17 protein-coding genes are annotated in these 17326 nt (G+C 42.8%); 8 read left to right on the top strand and 9 right to left on the bottom strand.

Annotated features, from left to right (window positions below; all coding sequences use genetic code 11):
- The first annotated feature begins 50 nt into the window (after positions 1–50).
- The gene (locus MHN81_RS10575) at positions 51–3905 is read left to right on the top strand and encodes a two-component regulator propeller domain-containing protein (protein ID WP_239425695.1); all 3855 of its coding nucleotides are present in this window, start codon (positions 51–53) and stop codon (positions 3903–3905) included.
- A 31-nt stretch (positions 3906–3936) separates the two neighbouring features.
- Here the strand turns inward: MHN81_RS10575 and MHN81_RS10570 are convergent, their stop codons facing one another.
- The 8 genes from MHN81_RS10570 to MHN81_RS10535 form a co-directional block, all read right to left on the bottom strand.
- Entirely contained in the window at positions 3937–4602 is a 666-nt protein-coding gene (locus MHN81_RS10570) for a hypothetical protein (protein WP_023397038.1), read from the bottom strand.
- Between the two features lie 122 nt (positions 4603–4724).
- Positions 4725–5762, bottom strand: a complete 1038-nt coding sequence (locus MHN81_RS10565) for a GGDEF domain-containing protein (RefSeq protein WP_023397037.1) — start codon at positions 5760–5762, stop codon at positions 4725–4727.
- A gap of 284 nt (positions 5763–6046) precedes the next feature.
- Positions 6047–6577, bottom strand: a complete 531-nt coding sequence (locus MHN81_RS10560; protein WP_023397036.1) for a methylated-DNA--[protein]-cysteine S-methyltransferase — start codon at positions 6575–6577, stop codon at positions 6047–6049.
- Entirely contained in the window at positions 6574–7935 is a 1362-nt protein-coding gene (locus tag MHN81_RS10555) for an AlkA N-terminal domain-containing protein (RefSeq protein ID WP_239425694.1), read from the bottom strand. Before MHN81_RS10555 ends, MHN81_RS10560 begins: the two co-directional genes overlap by 4 nt.
- Before the next feature lie 150 nt (positions 7936–8085).
- Positions 8086–9459, bottom strand: a complete 1374-nt coding sequence (locus tag MHN81_RS10550; RefSeq protein ID WP_023397034.1) for a nicotinate phosphoribosyltransferase — start codon at positions 9457–9459, stop codon at positions 8086–8088.
- Between the two features lie 58 nt (positions 9460–9517).
- Positions 9518–10579, bottom strand: coding sequence for a bifunctional nicotinamide-nucleotide adenylyltransferase/Nudix hydroxylase (locus MHN81_RS10545; protein ID WP_023397033.1), 1062 nt, complete (start codon positions 10577–10579; stop codon positions 9518–9520).
- Between the two features lie 115 nt (positions 10580–10694).
- Positions 10695–11162, bottom strand: coding sequence for a hypothetical protein (locus tag MHN81_RS10540; protein ID WP_239425693.1), 468 nt, complete (start codon positions 11160–11162; stop codon positions 10695–10697).
- A gap of 163 nt (positions 11163–11325) precedes the next feature.
- Positions 11326–11697 (bottom strand): hypothetical protein, encoded by a 372-nt coding sequence (locus MHN81_RS10535; protein WP_239425692.1) that lies wholly within the window; start codon positions 11695–11697, stop codon positions 11326–11328.
- 333 nt (positions 11698–12030) lie between these two features.
- Here MHN81_RS10535 and MHN81_RS10530 point away from each other — a divergent pair, with 333 nt between their 5' ends.
- The 5 genes from MHN81_RS10530 (at position 12031) to MHN81_RS10510 (ending at position 15736) form a co-directional block, all read left to right on the top strand.
- Entirely contained in the window at positions 12031–12933 is a 903-nt protein-coding gene (locus MHN81_RS10530) for a DMT family transporter (RefSeq protein ID WP_023397030.1), read from the top strand.
- A 174-nt stretch (positions 12934–13107) separates the two neighbouring features.
- On the top strand, positions 13108–13596 hold the full coding sequence (locus MHN81_RS10525; RefSeq protein WP_239425691.1) for a winged helix-turn-helix domain-containing protein: 489 nt from the start codon (positions 13108–13110) through the stop codon (positions 13594–13596).
- Positions 13597–13872: 276 nt separating this feature from the next.
- The gene (locus tag MHN81_RS10520; protein ID WP_023397028.1) at positions 13873–14343 is read left to right on the top strand and encodes a hypothetical protein; all 471 of its coding nucleotides are present in this window, start codon (positions 13873–13875) and stop codon (positions 14341–14343) included.
- 69 nt (positions 14344–14412) lie between these two features.
- On the top strand, positions 14413–15129 hold the full coding sequence (locus MHN81_RS10515) for a Sir2 family NAD-dependent protein deacetylase (protein ID WP_023397027.1): 717 nt from the start codon (positions 14413–14415) through the stop codon (positions 15127–15129).
- Positions 15122–15736: a GNAT family N-acetyltransferase gene (locus MHN81_RS10510; protein ID WP_239425690.1), complete on the top strand. Its 615-nt coding sequence runs from the start codon at positions 15122–15124 to the stop codon at positions 15734–15736. The genes MHN81_RS10515 and MHN81_RS10510 overlap by 8 nt, the downstream gene beginning before the upstream one ends.
- On the opposite strand, the gene MHN81_RS10505 is transcribed toward MHN81_RS10510, so the two are convergent.
- The gene (locus MHN81_RS10505; RefSeq protein WP_023397025.1) at positions 15728–16441 is read right to left on the bottom strand and encodes a hypothetical protein; all 714 of its coding nucleotides are present in this window, start codon (positions 16439–16441) and stop codon (positions 15728–15730) included. The two genes, MHN81_RS10510 and MHN81_RS10505, sit on opposite strands and share 9 nt — an antisense overlap.
- Before the next feature lie 151 nt (positions 16442–16592).
- Between MHN81_RS10505 and MHN81_RS10500 the strand changes: the two genes are divergently transcribed.
- Together MHN81_RS10500 and MHN81_RS10495 are read left to right on the top strand one after the other, a co-directional pair.
- Positions 16593–16814: a hypothetical protein gene (locus tag MHN81_RS10500; protein ID WP_023397024.1), complete on the top strand. Its 222-nt coding sequence runs from the start codon at positions 16593–16595 to the stop codon at positions 16812–16814.
- A gap of 78 nt (positions 16815–16892) precedes the next feature.
- Positions 16893–17303, top strand: coding sequence for an ACT domain-containing protein (locus MHN81_RS10495; protein WP_023397023.1), 411 nt, complete (start codon positions 16893–16895; stop codon positions 17301–17303).
- Positions 17304–17326 lie beyond the last annotated feature (23 nt).

Genomic DNA, 17326 nt, shown 5'->3' with positions numbered 1-17326 from the left:
CTAGATGCACTTTACTTGTTTGAACTTTTCATTCGGATATCGTAGTGAACATGTCTTTGCTCATTCGGTTCATCACTTATTTAACTGCTGCACTGTGTTTGTATGTGCCGCATCAAGGGATAGCGAATCATCACGCAGAATCGGAACATCGCTTTTTTGAGTTGGGTGAACTCATTTTTCAGCATGTCGGCGACAGTGACAAAATACCCAAAGGGGTTGTCACTGCCATGGTGCAAGATCAGCAAGGGTTTATTTGGATAGGGACACAATTTGGATTAGTTCGTTATGACGGCTATCGCTTTAAACGTTTTGAGCACAACCCAGATAACCCTTATTCATTGTCAGGCAATTTTATTCGCGCCTTATGGGTAGGTGTTAAAGGGCGGATTTGGATTGGCACATTCTCTGATGGCATGACGGTATTTGACCCCACTACCAATCAGTTTCAGCACTTCAAACACCATGTTAACAATACAAGCAGCCTGTCTAACAACAATATTCGAGCAGTTACAGGAGATGAAGAGGGCAATATCTTTGTCGCTAGCAATGACGGCTTAAATCACATAAATAGCCAGACTGGCGAGGTAACGCGGCTAAACAATATTTCCGGGTGTGATTTGCCTTTTAAAACCGCGCGAATACGCTCATTACTGATTGAGCGAAAACAGGTTCTTTGGGTAGGCACTCAGCTGGGTTTATGTCGCATAACACTACCTGATACACAATTGAATCTACAACCTCAGTTATTAGGGCAAACATACACACAGTTCAATGACAAAAACGTCTATCGTCTCTATTTAGCTCGAGACAAGGCTGTTTGGGTTGGTACAACAGATCATGGAGCTGCACGAATTGACCAAGAGACTTTTCAAGTCAAATGGCTAGAACATCAATCAGGCAATAATAAATCACTGAGTCATCACTGGGTTAATGGGATAGTGCAGCCAAGTACCGATGAAGTTTGGCTCGCTACATCCGGCAAGGGTATTACCGTTGTTGATGCGACATCAACCACTGTAATACGCCATATCCGCCATGAACCATTAAATCAATATAGTATTGCACTAGACACAATGGGGGCGATGTTAGTGGATGATTCGGGTGTTGTGTGGGTGGGTACTTGGGGTGGAGGAGTGAGCCGATACAACCCGAAAAATGGAGCATTCAGAACATTTGTTCGCCATCTTGATCGACCTAATTCATTGAGTCATAGCGATATAAAAGGTTTTGTTGAGCTAGACAATGGCCAGATCTGGGTGGGCAATGCTCAATCAGGCATCGATATCATAGATCCTAGTGTTGGCGTCATTGGCGGGTTTCGTCCTCAGCCTGATAACCCGCAGGCACTGGCTGATGGCTATGTCCGAGTGATGTTGCAAACCCGCGATGGCAGCGTATGGGCCGGCACAACCAACAAAGGGTTACACCGGTTTGATATTACAAAGCGGCGATTTTACCGCTATATGATACCAGAAGGACTGCCTAGTATTCAGATAGTAACCTTGCTCGAAACGCCACAAAATAGGTTGTGGGTTGGCACAGGAGAAGGGGTTGCCTTGGTAAATACTCAAACTCAAAAAGTAGAGACCCTGTCGGCGTTTAGTGGGCACGAATTGCTCATGGGCAAATCGATTTTAAACTTTGCTTATGACCATGCGAATCGCCTTTGGATTGGCACACGTAATGGTTTATTAGTCATCTTGCTCGACGACAAAAAAGTGCTTGAAGTGAGCGCTGAGGCCGATACAACAGCCAGTTTATCTGATAACTATATCAACAGTTTATTGATAGATAACAAGCAAAGGCTGGTGGTTGCCACACCTCATGGACTAGATCGTTTAGTGCGTTTTGACGGACGTTACGCCGAGTTTGAGTCTCTCAATGAGCTCGCTGGTAGACCTGCTGGGACGGCGGGAAATTTACTGGAAGATGGGCAGGGGAGGCTGTGGAATGGCTATGGTTGGCTGGATCCCGAAAAGCGAACATGGCAGGACCTCACAAATGCTGATGATTGGGATATAGGCACCATGTGGACAGGTTCATATACCAAATTGCGCGACGGCACCATGTTGTATGGGGGAACAAAAGGGATCTTAATACTGCGCCCGGATCGTTGGCAAAGTTGGCAGTATCAACCAAAGCTGGTGATCAGTGAGCTGGAAGTCGACAACTTAGCTGTGCCAGTTCCTAAGCAGTTGCAGTTACCCGCATCTACCAAAAGCTTTTCTATAGAGTTTTCAGCACTGGATTTTACCTTTCCTGAACGCAATCAGTATGCGTACAAACTGCAAGGTTATGATGAAGACTGGATTTATACAGATGCGTCAAAGCGGCGTATCACTTATACACGCCTTCCTCCGGGCCGTTATCATTTTCATGTTAAGGGAACCAATCGCACTGGAGTTTGGAGCCACCATCAAATAGATTTAAATATTGTGCAACAACCGAAATGGTTTGAAACAATCTGGTTTAAACTGTCGTTATTACTGCTCACTATCGGTGTTTTTTATGGCTTTTATCGCTGGCGAGTACGAGGCTTGAAGACGCAGCAAATTGCATTGGACAGGCTGGTGCAATCACGAACAGAAAATATTTCTATGCTGGGCACCATAGGCCAAGAGATCACCTCAACGTTGCAGTTAGACTCGGTACTAGAGCGGGTGTATAAACACGTCAACGAATTAATGAATGCGGATGTCTTTGTGATCGGTATTTTGGATCCACCTCGTCAGCGCATACTTTGCCAATTGGCTATAGAGCAAGGAAAAAAATTACCTTCATTTGAATATATGCTTACAGATAAACGCCGTCCTGCGGTGTGGTGTATCAACAACCAAAAGGAACTGATAATCAATAAAATCGAAGAGCTAAATCGCTATGTTGAGGAGGTGGCTCCACCTGTAAGTGGTGCCAGTACAGAGTCCCTGATCTATTTGCCTTTGATTATTGATAAGCAAGTGTTGGGTTGCCTTACCGTACAGAGCTTTAAACCATCAGCTTTTAATGACAATGATGTACAAATGCTTCGCACCATTGCCAACTACACAGCCATTGCGCTTGCCAATGCTGAGTCAGTAGAAAAGTTGGCGTCTACATTCGGCCAGCTTAAAGATGCTCATGACAACCTGAAACAGACACAAGAACAATTAATACAACAAGAAAAAATGGCGGGTCTTGGGCGTCTTGTATCGGGTGTTGCACATGAAATAAACACCCCATTAGGGATTGGAATCACAGCGAGCTCTCACGCGGTTAAAGAGCTAAAGGAGTGTCACGATTTGTTTGACAACAACAAGCTGACAAAAACCAAACTTCAGTCATTTATTGAAGTGATGACGGAGAGTTTACAGTTGTTAGAGTCGAATCTGACGCGGGCCGCACAGTTGGTTAAAAATTTTAAACAAGTCGCTGTGGATCAGTCAATTGAGGAGCTCGGAGAGATTAACCTAGGGCAATATTTAGAGGATATTCTGATGAGCTTAAAACCTAAGTGGAAGCACACAGATATCACACTCAATACGCAATTTTCCGATGACATCGTATTTTCAACTTATCCTGGTGCAATTGCACAGATCCTCACAAACTTGGTTGAAAACGCAGTAAAACATGGCTTTGACGAAGGTAAGCTGGCGGGAGAAATTGAAATCAGTTTGCTATGTACTGACACTCATATCGAATGGACCTTCACCGATAGTGGTAAAGGTATGAACAACGAAACACTCAAAAAGGTATTTGACCCGTTTTACACTACTCGTCGCAGCGCTGGTGGTACAGGGTTAGGTATGCACATAGTCTACAATATTGTTACGCAAAAGCTGCAAGGTGAGATCAGTTGTTTCAGCGAGCCAGAACAGGGATGCCGATTTATTATTCGACTGCCTATTCATGGCCCGGTTGAAAAGTAAGATTGATAGTTATTAAAATGTTCGCGATAGATCAGCGAAAGTCTTCAGTTTCGAAGTAAAGCTGTTTCAATGTTCCACAATTAACAAACTTATATACTAACTCAGACAACTTAGGAACGCGCTTTGAGGTTTTGAACTTCTGCATGCATGCATTAGTTAAGTCAACGAAAATTAAGTGGTTAAAGCTAGGTGTTTGAGTTATTTTATGAACAAAAATACGCTCGGTTTTATTGAGTTCAATGCTGGCATACTCCTGCCATTGCGAGGCGGCAGAGAGGTCTTTTAGTTTTCTTGCATAAAGCTTCTTGCTAAAGACAATGGTGCGATCACTATACACTTTAAAGCCATCACGTTTGTAGTGACCTTCGTACACGTCGGCGACAATACTGACTTCTTCACCTCTTTCTAAACGCTGTAAATTAAATGGCTTAGGCTTAATGGTGATGAAATCTGAATCTCGTACTAGGTTTAAAAATGCAACGTCAGGGTTGTCGATTTTATACACAATTTGAATGTCGCTGGGCAATTTATAAGATGCGAAATTTGTCGCATATATTTTTGAACCGCGGTTCATTAAAACCATGCCATGTTCACCTTGATAAGCAGGGTTGAGTGGAGGGAGTTCCTTTTTTTCTTTTTCGGCAGAGGCCAAAAAGCTGATAGTACAAAAGAGGGTAAATAAAACAATTCTTTTCATAGTGGTTCCTTTGCGCAGCAAGCTTGGTCTGAGTATAGCAACTAGTAGATTAAGTGCTACGCAATAGCGCTTGGTATTAGGTTTTACTTATTTTGCGCTAAATATATAGCTCAATAAAGTGCTTATGCAGCGACGTCTTCAATGCGATTTTGATTTAAATTATATAAGCACACTCTATCTCGTCCACGTTGTTTAGCTGCATATAGGGCCTTGTCAGCACAGCTCATCCACTTTGTCTGTGTCAAGCCACTCCCTGTCGCACAGAGTCCGAGACTGACTGTTATGGTACGGTTATCAAGTAGCGCTGATGTTTTGATGTTTGCCCTGAGCTTTTGCGCAACTTTCTCAGCCGTTTTAAGTTGTGTATTGGGAAGCAGTACTACAAACTCCTCCCCGCCAACACGAAATAGAAGGTCGGATTCTCTGATTTGAGCGCGAATATCTGAGACTAAATTAATGAGCACTTCATCGCCTTTGGCGTGTCCATATATATCGTTGATCTGTTTGAAGTGGTCGACATCTATCATGATGAGGGTTGAGTCGTTGTGGTAGTGAGTTTTGTTAGCTAGTGCATCACTTAAAAAAAAGCTGAGTTGGCGTCTATTCAATGCGCCAGTCAATGCATCCTTGCTGGATTCTTCTTTTAGCAAGGTATGTAACGCATCAATCTGCCTTAAGAGTAAGTGCACTGCACTTGCTGTCAGTAAAAAAGCAAAGAAAAACCGCAATGAATCTGCAACATCATAATTTAAAAAGACATAGGTAGTCGTTGTGAGCAGCAAAAGACTATTAAAAATTATGGATGTTATCAGCGGAAATGAAAAACTAATGATGATACTAACAGGAAAGATCCAGAAAATAGTGCCAGCGCCAAGTGTGAATAAGGTTAAACTCACACAGCTAATGGCGAGGATAGCGATGATATTTTCATTAATTGGCAATGCTCTGCCTTTGAGTAAAGCATTGCTATCAGCGAGAAAAGCGCAGATAAAAATCGCAATCAGTGCACCTAAAGCATATTCGCCAATGATGAAGTTTTTAACTGCCAAAGGGGCAAATATCACCATAATGATCAAAGACAAAGCAGGAAATACTTTGCCCTGACCATCAAAATAGGTGTTTAAACGAAGTGAATATTTAGCGTTATATTTAGCTGGCACGCGACATACTCTCTACCATAAATTATGCACTGTCACAGCTATTAATATATATAATTTATTCGTACTTTAAAGGTTTTTTGTGTTAATTATTTGATAATTCTTTGTGCTTTGATTGATTTAAAATAGACCTTCTAAGTATTGTGTCTAAAGTTATTAGCCTCTAAATCCCAGCTCAACTATGACGCATTACGATAAGCGACGTTGATTAATCGTCTCTTTAAGGTGTTGCTCCTGTGAGTTGCTGCCCTTGTTCTGATGCTCAATGTTTTTGTCGGTGGATGTTTTTATTGTAAAAATTCGGTTTTAGCCTGACGCTGAGAAATAAGATCTGCTAATTCCTGCTCACTGGGTTGATTGTTGATTAAGCCTTCATGTGCGAGTAGCCATTGTTTTCTAAGTACACCACCTGCATACCCAGTCATTTTTCCGTTTGCGCCAATAACGCGGTGGCAAGGGACAATTAATGTAATAGGGTTTCGTCCGTTTGCTCCGCCAACAGCGCGCACCGCTTTGGGGTTATTAAGATACTCTGCGAGTTCAAGGTAGGACATACTTTGGCCAAAGGGTATGGATGTCAGGGCTTGCCATACTTGCTGTTGAAAAGGTGTGCCCTGCCAATCTAAATCAAGATCGAATTGAGTCAATTGCTTAGAGAAATATGCTGACAATTGCTGTTTGCATTCTTTCAAGAGCGCATTACTATGCACCTCTGTTGTTTGGTCTCCACAAAATATCAGTTGTCGGATCCCAAGATTTGATGCTTTAACTTCAATGAGCCCCAGTGGGCTTTGAAAATAATCGGTAAATAGGTTCATAATTGACTCCATAATTGAAAAGTGAGATAGCTGCGCCATGGTGAGAGTTGCGTTTCATTGAACTCCCGCTGTGCTTTGAGCGCTTTAATCACCCCGAGATCGGAAGCTAAGAAAATATCAGGATCACTTTGCCCGCGCATTTTTGCATAGGCCACAGTCCAAGGACCAATCCCCTTAATATCGAGCCAGTCGTCGGGCTGTTCAGCGGCTTCAGCAAAGCAAAAGTACTCGGCAAATCGGCGCAATGTTTGCCTTCGCGCATTGGGCATTTTTAAAAATTCGAGATCGTTGTCAGCCATGGCCTCAGCAGTGGGGAAGTAATGCTCGGTATCTTTTGGTTGACCAAGCGTGTGTACCAATTGAGTTACAAGGTTTTTTGCGGCTTGTACGGACACTTGCTGGCCAAGAATAGCACGTATACCCGCTTCAAATAAGCTCCAGATACCAGGCAACCTTAACCCCGTTACTAACGTAAATTCCTTTGGTAATGCACGTGTTAAATCACTTTCTATTTGCAACAGATCCGCATCCAAATCTAAAATCCGACGAATATTGTTCACGACGGGTTTCAGTGACTTGAGTTCGTTAATGTCAATCTCGACATCAAAGCAATGCTTTTCTGGGTTGTGTGTTGCGGTAAATTTCCCCTGGCTACCGTGCCATTGAAATGTCCTGCCATAGCTTTGGGGTGTTATCCATTCCAGCCCGTCCACCAACCTTTTCGCCAAAAACTGTTGCATATGGTGCCAATTGAAGGGGGGGCGATAGTACAGTTCTAGGACAATATTTGAATTCGCTTTCTTTTGTTGTTGTCGCATTTGAGTTGGAGTGAACTGCAACTGGCTTTTAAAGCAATCGTTAAATCGGCGAATGCTATCAAAGCCACTTGCCAGTGCGACTTCTGTGATAGGTAAACGAGTTTGATGGAGAAGTTTTTTGGCAAACAAACACTGTTGATACAAGGCGTATTTCTTTGGGGATACGCCAAGGTATTGATTGAATAGCTTACGTACATAGCGGTCGCTGACACCAAGTCTACTGGCCAATTGGGGCAATGAGCCCTCTTGTAACGCCCCTTGATCAATGAGTGCAATCGCTCTGTCTAGTGTTGCACCAACGCCTTGCCATGGCGCTGATCCCGGCGCGCTATCAGGCCTACAACGCAGGCATGGACGAAACCCAGCTTGGGCTGCTGACAGGGCGCTGATAAAATATTGTACATTTTCTTCTTTTGGTGGATGCACAGGACAAGTTGTTCGACAGTATATCCCAGTGGTTTTTACGGCAATAAAAAATTTGCCATCAAATCGGGGGTCTCTTGAAAGTCGCGCTTTTTTACATACTTCTACATCTAACATCAAACTTGTCCTTCTTGGTCAATCTGGGTAATTATACGCATCTATGTGATTGTTACTGGCCAGATCCGGAACTCATTGTTGATATGTAAGACCTGTGATGTAAAGGAATATCATGCGGCGCAGTATATTTCGCCGCATGAGTAACTGTGGCTAGCTGATGTTGGCTTTAATTTCATCAAAGCTTTGTTCAATGAGTAATTGACCGTTTTTAAATACTGTTTTTAATAGATTCTCTCTACCACCTAAATCATTTTCACGGACTGTTTTGATGCCCTTCACAGGATCGTGAACTACAGCCAAACGGCCTTTTTTGCTGCGTTTGCCATGATCTGTTACAGGATCCTTAAAGACATCATGCCAGAGGCCTTTTACTTTGACAGCGCTGGCTTTCATGGCAAATTGCATGGTATCACGGTCAAGTTTTTGAAGTAGTGCACCGCCCATGCCAAACGCGATATTTTCTGCACTTTGCTGTTTAGCCTTCATCGCACTTAGAATTTCTTCGATAGCGTTTTCTGCTATACCATCTCCTTGAATCACTCGTACGCAATTCGGTAATACCCGATAGCCTTTGCTATTTGTGTGATAGCCAAATTTGTCCATCAGCTTTTCTATTGTGGTGGTAACAACCTCAACTGGCTCTCCGCTATCAGGTCTAATTACCAATGTACCGCCGCTATTTTCAACAAGGCTTTTAAGCTCTTCGCCCCAAATGTGATCGATGGCATGCCATAAATCATAGGAGTCACTGACCACCGCAACCAGTTTTCCTGGGCCTGAAAACTGCTTTAGCATATTTTCATAGGCTGCCTTTTCGCCACTTCTTCCCCATGCGGTGATCGTACTATGCTCAGCAGCAGGAATAGAAAATCCGGGCATTGTCGCTGCGTAATTGCGCCTCGCAGCCATAATGGCACTGAGAGTGTCAGTGCCCATAAAGTTGAGTAAATGTGCAGCACCACCAATTGCAGCAGCTTCTTCAGTAGTCGCACCACGCGCACCAAAATCGTGTAGTTTGAATTCAAGTCCATCGAGGGAGTCGGCAGTTTCTCCAAGATATCGTTTAATGATGCACTTACAGTGGTACGAGACTGTAGCAACGGTCGTTGGGTACCAAATGGCACGCAGCAATGCGGTTTCAACATAACTGGTTAGCCAAGCACACTTGGGATCGGTATTGATAACTTGCACTAGAGCATTGCTAATTGGTACCACGGTTCCTTCAGGTAGCGCTTGTATTTTTATGGGTAAAAAACCTTGGTGTGTATCGACGATATGACGCCAACCCGCTTCATTAAACGGGACACCATGCGCTTCTAAAACTTCTTTGGCTTCATTGATGTCTTGGTGTGTTAGCGGTGTAGTCAAATAACTTTTAATGAACATCTGCAAACCAAAAAACAGTGCCTTATCATATTGTCCCCCGCGAGGTTCGATATAGCTTGATACCTGGCTGGTGCCTTCAGGGTATTGTTTGTAATGAGATGCTTTATAACTGTCCGCATTTAGGATGATATTTGTCATGATGGAGTTCCTCCTATCTAAAATACTCAGCAGGGTCTATCCCTGCTGACATTGGCATTTACATGCCTGTTAATTCTTGAATAATAAAGTAGTGATCTTCGAATAATTTACATGGCTCAAGTTCTGCTAGTGGCACCCACATGGCATGCTTTGCATCGTCAGCGCCTTTGACCTTTGGCAGCGCATTATTTGGTGCCAGGTCAAAATAAAATGCATGGGTGATTGTACGTCCACGCGCCGAACGATGTGGATCGTCGAACACTCTTTGTTGCTTGATTGAACCTTTTAGCACTGGCGCAGGCACTTTTAATTTTGTCTCTTCTCTGAGTTCTCTCAAACAGGCATCAATGAGCTTTTCACTGCCATCAATAAACCCGCCAGGTAGTGCCCATAGCCCTTTTCCTGGGCGAGCCTTACGTTCTATTAGAAGTACATGGCCGCTTTGAACCACAACTGCATCAACGGTAACAAAGGTGGGGGGATATGGTGCGCTTTGCCATGCTTGGCGATATTTTTCGATGAACTCATGTTCGCTTCGGATTGCATGATAATCTGCTGTGGAGATAAATTTGTCTAACATACCACGCACGTGAAGAGGTAATTTTTGTGCTTCTTCTGAACTTAAAAAGTCTTCGCTTTGAGCTGAAAATAGGTGTTTTCTTAACGGCGTAGCAGAGATAGCTTGATAGTTTTCAACAGGTACTGACTTCCACTGCGGGAACATATTGAGGTAATACGAAGACTGGTCTTTACTATGACCGATCAGGCCAATAAGTGGTGTTTTATGCGGCACTCTATGCTGGGCCGTGACAATCCCCTTAACCGTTGTCTGCACATTGCGTACCCAGGCGTCATCGTTGTAGACGGTATCCATTAGTGGTGCAGTATGAACTCGGCTGTTTTCTTCCGCACAAAGTGTACCACGTATCATTAATTCTCTTTCTGAGCTAGTCCACGGGTTTCTAACGGTTCTCGGTTGATGGGCAGAGCCACATAATATTATTACTTGTGAAGCGCGCTTTAAACCTTCTTTGACCACACAGAGATGACCTTGATGAAAAGGTTGAAAACGGCCGATGAATACGAGGAAATCGTATTGTTGATCGTTACATGATGTCATTGCAGCAAACCCCTTGCTGTTATTAAAAGCGCTATGCAGGTCTATCCCGCTCACGAAATTGTCACCAGATGAATCCCATCTGATGTACCTACAATGGCATATTGTTGCCTAAATATCAAACTTTAATATTGAAAAAGGAATGTCCTTCGGATATCCCGAGCTCATGTTTAATATCATTTAATTGTGTTTGTATTTGCTCGCTGCTGAGCTGCTTGGTGTTATGCTCGGCCAAAGTGTCACTCAAAAAAGTGACGACTTGCTTTAAGTTCACCTCTGCGGGTGGCCTTGCCTTGTGTTGTTTATCTGGTCTCGGCACTCCGGCTAGCTCACCCACTGCTTTTGCATCAAAGCCGAGTTCAGCCATTTTTACTGACAATGCGTGTGAGGGTTTTATTCCCGCCTCACGGAAACTATCTACAATGGATATGGCATCATTTTCCGAAAGTGTTTGTGCTTCAAATTGCTGCAAAATACCTGCGACTGTATCCGGCTGCTGTTCAGACAGCGCGGGGCTAGCAGAGGTGAGCTGCACATGTTGCTGATTTGGGGTGGAGAGCGGTGCGACCATAATGAGTGATCCCATGTAATATTGATAAACATAGAATGGATGCTAATTGCGCAAATAATGTGAAAGAGGTTTGGTCTATTTTGCTCGTATGCAAATGGCGTCATTGTCAAGAGTGACGCAAATCAGCGAGGCGTTGTGTATGGGTAGACTGATTGGTGAGTACTTAATCACCTCAATATCATTTTGTCGACGGAATATTTTCTGTGCGGCGGTGATCTGTATAAATCCGCAAAGCTAAAAATACGGAGACACCTGCAACGGTAGCACAAAGGACATGGTGCAATATTAAGTGGCTGACAATAAAAGTTGGTATATCTTCGAAGCCATCGATTAGTATTACTTTTAAAAATAAGGCGAGGTAGGCGCTTATGTGACCCCACAGAGCAACTTTAAATAAGCGCTTAAATTGTAACCTGTGTGACATTGATATATCGAGTGATGTAAGTTTAATTATCAGCAGAGAAAGCGCAGCAATAACAATGCTGATCCCTCCTAGCCCCAACAGCGAGGTTTTGACTAATACAATCACTAAAATAAACGCTAATAACATCTTTGAAAATTACTTAATTCACACGTGTGCGATGCTACGACAGCACAGTCAAATTTGTCTATCTGAAATTCTCTGAGCGGTCGTCAATTTTTCTTTGTTATTCGTGTTGACTCAAGCAGTGGAAGGGTACATAGTAGACATTCTACTTTGCAGGATAATAAGAAATTACAATGAATAAGCTTACTAATACATTACTAAATCTATCGTGGCTCCCTGTCACGTGGCTTTGTGTGTAGCGGTTAAGCAACTTCTTCTAACCGCGACGATAAATGCGGTTAGCCCTTCAAAAGAGTTTCTCCCATTTATCGTCCTTGTCATAAAGGATAAAAAGAAATGCCCGCGCAACTGTCTTATGCTTTTGTCGTATTAATTTGGTCTACTACACCGCTGGCAATCGTCTGGAGTAGTGCTTCTATGGCTCCCACTACCAGCGTACTATTGAGAATGTTACTGGCTTTAGTGTTAGCTGCTGTGGTCGTGACTTTCAGTAAAATCAGAATGCAATGGACGAAAAAAGCATGGCTCCTTTACACTTATTCTGGTGGCGGGATCTTGGTCGGAATGATGTTTGCGTATTTAGCATCCCTAACAGTACCTTCAGGGGTGATTTCTTTGGTATTTGGGCTAGCGCCAATAATATCGGGTTTACTGGCGCAAAAGCTGCTGGGAGAGGAAAAATTCACAGCAATCAAAAAGTGTGCGCTCGCCTTGGCTTTACTCGGTATGGTGTTAGTGTGTTTTGCACAGCTGCAACAGTTAAACATAGAGCCAATTGGACTGATATATGTTTTATGTGCCGTTGTTAACTTTAGCCTAAGCGGGGTGTTAGTTAAGCGTGTAAAAATAGCGATCCATCCAATGGCGACAACATATGGGTCTTTGCTTTTTGCTACCCCAGGTTTTGCAATAATTTGGCTCTTAGCTGGCGCGCCTTTTGAGGTGGAAAGCTGGAGTGAGAAATCAATGTGGTCCACTTTTTATCTCGGTATTTTTGGTTCTTTCTTTGGTTTTCTAGCTTATTTTCATATTTTGCAGCACATGAAAGCCAGTACGGTTGCATTAACCACTTTGATTACACCGGGGTTTGCAATGACTTTAGGGGCACTGATTAACAACGAGGAGATCACTATGTTGTTATTGATAGGTGCGATTACAATTATACTGAGTCTAGCGCTCTACCAATTTGGTGGGCAGTTAAACAGCTGGCTTCGCTTTAAGGCCAAACCAATTGACTAGCAGTTGACGATGCGCGGTAAAAAGGACGTGACCGCGCAGCTGCATTTACCATGTAATTTAATGGGTAAATAAATTGAAATTAAGACCATATATAAATAACAGGTTTAATTCATATCCTTATTTGTGGTAAAAATAGTAACATCGGTGAAAATTATAATTATAAGTTTAGGGACAATGATACTAGCATTCGACGACTTTCAGTTTGATATTCAGGCGCTTACACTATCTAAAGACGGACGAAAAATTTCGTTAAAAGAAAAACCGGCACAAATACTCGCGTTATTGATCACACAACCGGATAAAATTCATAGCAAAGTTGAAATCCTTGAAGAGGTTTGGCCTGGTCGAACTGTTACAGAGCAAGTAGTATTTCAGAATATTGGTCACTTAAGAGCACTGTTTGGTGATGAAGCGATCAAAACGTTTTCAAAAAAAGGCTATCAGTGGCAATTACCTTGCGATCCTGTGGATGGTAAAACACCTGCTGTGTCCGAGTCTTTGGCGACAGATAACGTTTCTGCCCCAGCGGATCCATCTGTAAACGTCTCAGATGATGATTCTGCGCAAAACATCGCAAATGCCTCAGCGAAACTACCTTGGCAGGTATTAGTCTCAGTGTTGGTTGCTGTAGCCGCTATAACAGGGTACTTCGCACTATCTTAAACGTGTAATAATAAGGTAATTTACATAGGGTGAGTGCACATTCACGTGCAACATGGTTGAAGGCATATCCAAATAATATGCCTTTACGACTTGGCAATCAAAACTAAGGTAGCTTCATTAAATCGCAAACAATAAATTGAATATTTGAACTCGTGAATAGAGTTATTGTCAAAATTTAAGTCTAAAGCCCCTTTTTTAGGGCATACTTGACCTGTTTTTCTTGGTGCTTTTAGGTTAGCCTTCCAGCGAGGCTATTTTGACCAAAAGGAGTATTGTTTGACTACGATAGCATATCATCACTCGACACAAATCATTTGTGTTGATAGTTTAACCACAACTTCTCACAGTATCGTGACAGATCAAGCACAGAAGTGCCAACGTGTGCACAATGGGTTTGTTTTTGCTTCTGGCAATTGCACAGAGATTTATCATTTGCTGAGTAATTGGCAAAAAAACTGCTTTGAAGCGATCAGTTGCACTTTTTTCTTTATCAATAAACAAGACCAAGTTTTTTATGGAGAAATACGTCATGGCAAACGGTTCTTAGAACCCTTGCAAATGAATTGGGCTATTGGATCTGGTGCCAATTGGGCAATTGCAGCGATGGACTTTGGTAAGAGCGCTCTAGAAGCTGTACAGTATGCGTGCAAAAGGGATAAGTCATCGGGCGGAAAAGTACATACGTTTAGCTTAAGCAATACGGCAAAGTGGTTGTCTCTTGGCAGCGCACAAAAAATCCATGCGTAAAAGGTTGGTTTTGTTGGTGCAGAATGTATCCGTCTTTCTAGGTTTTTCATTTTAAATAAGTAACTTGATATGACAACACTGTATATTACAGGCGCAGGTGTAAGTGCCGAAAGTGGCATTCCTACCTTTCGTGGCGAGGATGGATTTTGGACAATCGGTAGTCGCAATTATACGCCGCAGCAAATGGCTACACGGGCGATGTATGAGCAAAACCCAGCAGAGTTTTTGAAGTGGTATTATCACCGCTTTGTGACTTATCGCCACCATGGACCAAATTCTGTCCACTATTGGTTGGCTGACAAGCAGCTAATTACGCAAAATATAGATGGCCTGGATGGCAAAGCAGGCAATGAACATTTTATTTCTATCCATGGACGAATTGATAAAGTCACTCCGTTTCATATTCAAGGGGAGGATGTGGTAGTAGATACGGCCCCTTGGGACGAGGTTGATGAAAACAATTTAACTCTGTCACTGCTCGACTTATTCAAAATCTCTAGTAAAGGACCTGAATTAAACGTTTCACTGAAACCCCTTGTTTTATTATTCGATGAGTTTTACACCGATTTGTACGGTATAGACAGTGCGCAAAAGCGGATGTGGGATGCCAGTAAAATGGTCTTTATGGGCACTTCTTTCAGTGTCAATATTACGCAAATGGCGCTTGATATAGCAGGACACAAAGGAATACCTATAGAAGTGGTAGACCCAGAGCCCACACATATCATGCATGCAAACGTTGAGTATTTTGCGATGACGGCAAAAGAGTACATTGATCGTGATTAACGTACCCCGATATAAAGGCTTAGCGCAGCTCACAACCAAGCGCTTATTACTTAGGCAGTGGCAAGGTGCAGATAAACCTATCTTTGCACAAATGGGGGCAGATCCAGACGTGATGCGTTATTTCCCCAATCAGTTGGATAAACATAGCAGTGATAGACTGTGTGATAAAATATCGAGTTTGATTGCCGAGCGTGGTTATGGTTTTTGGGCTGTAGCATTGCAAGATGGTGAAGCGCAGCAGCTGGGTTGTACACAGCCAAGTCGATTTATTGGTTTTGTTGGCTTGCACTGGCAAACGACTATAAAGCCAGAGCAGCCATTTATGGAGGTAGGGTGGCGTTTACATCGGGATTATTGGGGACGGGGTTATGCTTTTGAAGCCGCGCAAGCCGCGCTAAATTTTGCTTTTAATACCCTACATTTGGAGCAAGTGTACGCATTTACTGCGTTGCAAAATACGCCATCTCAACAACTGATGAAACGCTTAGGCATGTATAATACTGGCCGTGACTTTGCTCACCCAGAATTGCCTAATGGACACGCTTTGCAAATGCACTGCTTGTACCGGATCAGCAGTGAAGGGTTCAGTGCACAATCATCAATGTAAGTGATATAACGTGCTGACGTCGACCTGATAGTAACTGGCGATAATCAGTAAAACTTGACTGTCTTGTGATAGCGCAATGTTTCTTTTTACTAAGCTGGCTTTAATATGGCTTAAGTTTGCATTTTGAGGGATAAAATTATCTGTTCGTTCGGCTTCGATTAAAGCAAACAGTGCCGTCAGTTCATGCTCTGGTAGCTTATGATCCGCAAGATTGTATATAAAGTAACACTCCAAAGGTGTTAAGCCGTGCTGGTTACGTATTTGCAGCGCTTTGGCAAGCGATTCGTTGCGCTCAAATAGCAGCAATGATCGAATAAAGTTAAAGGGGGGAGGAGATTGCTCTTCGTTGGCAAATAATGCATGTAAAAACGTATTACCCTGATGGTTTGTGTGTGTGAAGGCTCCAGATGCTTGCAGCGCAGGCATAAAAAAGTTAATCCTATCACTATTATTTAGGCCGGCAATAATCCCTGTGGGTAGTCCATGTGCAGCGATACATTGTGCGGCGATATTTTGGTAATTGGCATAGCTACTTACTTGTGATTCACCGGTTTCAAAACAAAACTTGAGTTGCGCAGCTCGCCCGGTTTCATTTTGCTGGTGGTACGCAGACAATATTTTAGCTAAGTCTTTACTACGGATTGCTAAAATGAGCTCTGCAATGGCTTGTTCATTCGGATTGTTATTGTTTTGTTCCTGTGCCATTGACTTACCCTCATTAGATATCTGCATTATATATATCATAAACTTACTCTTGGATCCGTGCTATAGAAAACTCACTCAAATTCAGTGATGCTTGAAATGAGAATGAAGCGACCTCATAGCATAGAGACAACATAAGGATAGAGGAGTAGGTATGAACTGGGTCTATTTGTGTGCGTTTATAGCTGGTGCGATAGTATTACTTATATTGATGTATCGCATGGTTGTTTGGGCTAAAAAAATGCCCAAAGGCGCATTTTTATTTATGGCATTCATGCCATTAATCGCATTATTTCCAATCCCGCCGCCACAGTTTAAAAATATTGCCAAGGCGAAACAAGAGCAACGTAAAAAACAACGCTCAGAAGAAGATTAATAGCATCAGGGACATTTGCATTTGCTAAGGTGGATTAAAGCGCACAAGCAGTAATTTAAATAAAAAGAGGGACAAGTCATGTCTGGGGAAACAAATTTAGCAGTGCTGCTGGCCAGTATGGAGCCTGTACTGTCAGCTGAATTATATGTTTATGTGGTAGTATCGGAGCAGCAGCTAACGGATCTAACACTGGATAACATCTTTGGCCTGTTCCGTGAACAAGAGGGTATTACAGTGATCACTAGTTTGGCGTATGCACAAGAGAGCGGTTTAAGCTATCAGGGAGATTATCGCTGCATAACTCTCAACGTGCACTCGAGTTTGGAGGCAGTGGGTTTAACCGCAGCTTTTGCAACGGCACTGGGTGAAGACAACATCAGTGCTAATGTTGTGGCAGGGTATTATCACGACCATATATTTGTTCAAAATAGCTGTGCGGACAATGCATTGCGTTGTTTACAAAAGCTGTCTAAAAAACATCAAGCGTAAAAGGTTTTTTAAAGCTAAAAAAG

Origin of the sequence: Pseudoalteromonas sp. Of7M-16 (genome assembly GCF_022347805.1) — a bacterium.
Lineage (GTDB): Bacteria > Pseudomonadota > Gammaproteobacteria > Enterobacterales > Alteromonadaceae > Pseudoalteromonas > Pseudoalteromonas luteoviolacea_F.
The sequence above is the reverse complement of the archived record's forward strand: the minus strand, read 5'-3'. Positions and strand labels throughout refer to the sequence as shown.

Excerpts from the sequence above, each read along its gene's own strand:
- MHN81_RS10545 (WP_023397033.1), bottom strand. The coding sequence starts at position 10,579 with ATGACATCATGTAACGATCAACAATACGATTTCCTCGTATTCATCGGC.
- MHN81_RS10570 (WP_023397038.1), bottom strand. The coding sequence starts at position 4,602 with ATGAAAAGAATTGTTTTATTTACCCTCTTTTGTACTATCAGCTTTTTG.
- MHN81_RS10505 (WP_023397025.1), bottom strand. The coding sequence starts at position 16,441 with ATGGCACAGGAACAAAACAATAACAATCCGAATGAACAAGCCATTGCA.
- MHN81_RS10555 (WP_239425694.1), bottom strand. The coding sequence starts at position 7,935 with ATGTTAGATGTAGAAGTATGTAAAAAAGCGCGACTTTCAAGAGACCCC.
- MHN81_RS10560 (WP_023397036.1), bottom strand. The coding sequence starts at position 6,577 with ATGAACCTATTTACCGATTATTTTCAAAGCCCACTGGGGCTCATTGAA.
- MHN81_RS10495 (WP_023397023.1), top strand. The coding sequence starts at position 16,893 with ATGTCTGGGGAAACAAATTTAGCAGTGCTGCTGGCCAGTATGGAGCCT.
- MHN81_RS10540 (WP_239425693.1), bottom strand. The coding sequence starts at position 11,162 with ATGGGATCACTCATTATGGTCGCACCGCTCTCCACCCCAAATCAGCAA.
- MHN81_RS10575 (WP_239425695.1), top strand. The coding sequence starts at position 51 with ATGTCTTTGCTCATTCGGTTCATCACTTATTTAACTGCTGCACTGTGT.
- MHN81_RS10500 (WP_023397024.1), top strand. The coding sequence starts at position 16,593 with ATGAACTGGGTCTATTTGTGTGCGTTTATAGCTGGTGCGATAGTATTA.
- MHN81_RS10515 (WP_023397027.1), top strand. The coding sequence starts at position 14,413 with ATGACAACACTGTATATTACAGGCGCAGGTGTAAGTGCCGAAAGTGGC.
- MHN81_RS10550 (WP_023397034.1), bottom strand. The coding sequence starts at position 9,459 with ATGACAAATATCATCCTAAATGCGGACAGTTATAAAGCATCTCATTAC.
- MHN81_RS10530 (WP_023397030.1), top strand. The coding sequence starts at position 12,031 with ATGCCCGCGCAACTGTCTTATGCTTTTGTCGTATTAATTTGGTCTACT.
- MHN81_RS10525 (WP_239425691.1), top strand. The coding sequence starts at position 13,108 with ATGATACTAGCATTCGACGACTTTCAGTTTGATATTCAGGCGCTTACA.
- MHN81_RS10535 (WP_239425692.1), bottom strand. The coding sequence starts at position 11,697 with ATGTTATTAGCGTTTATTTTAGTGATTGTATTAGTCAAAACCTCGCTG.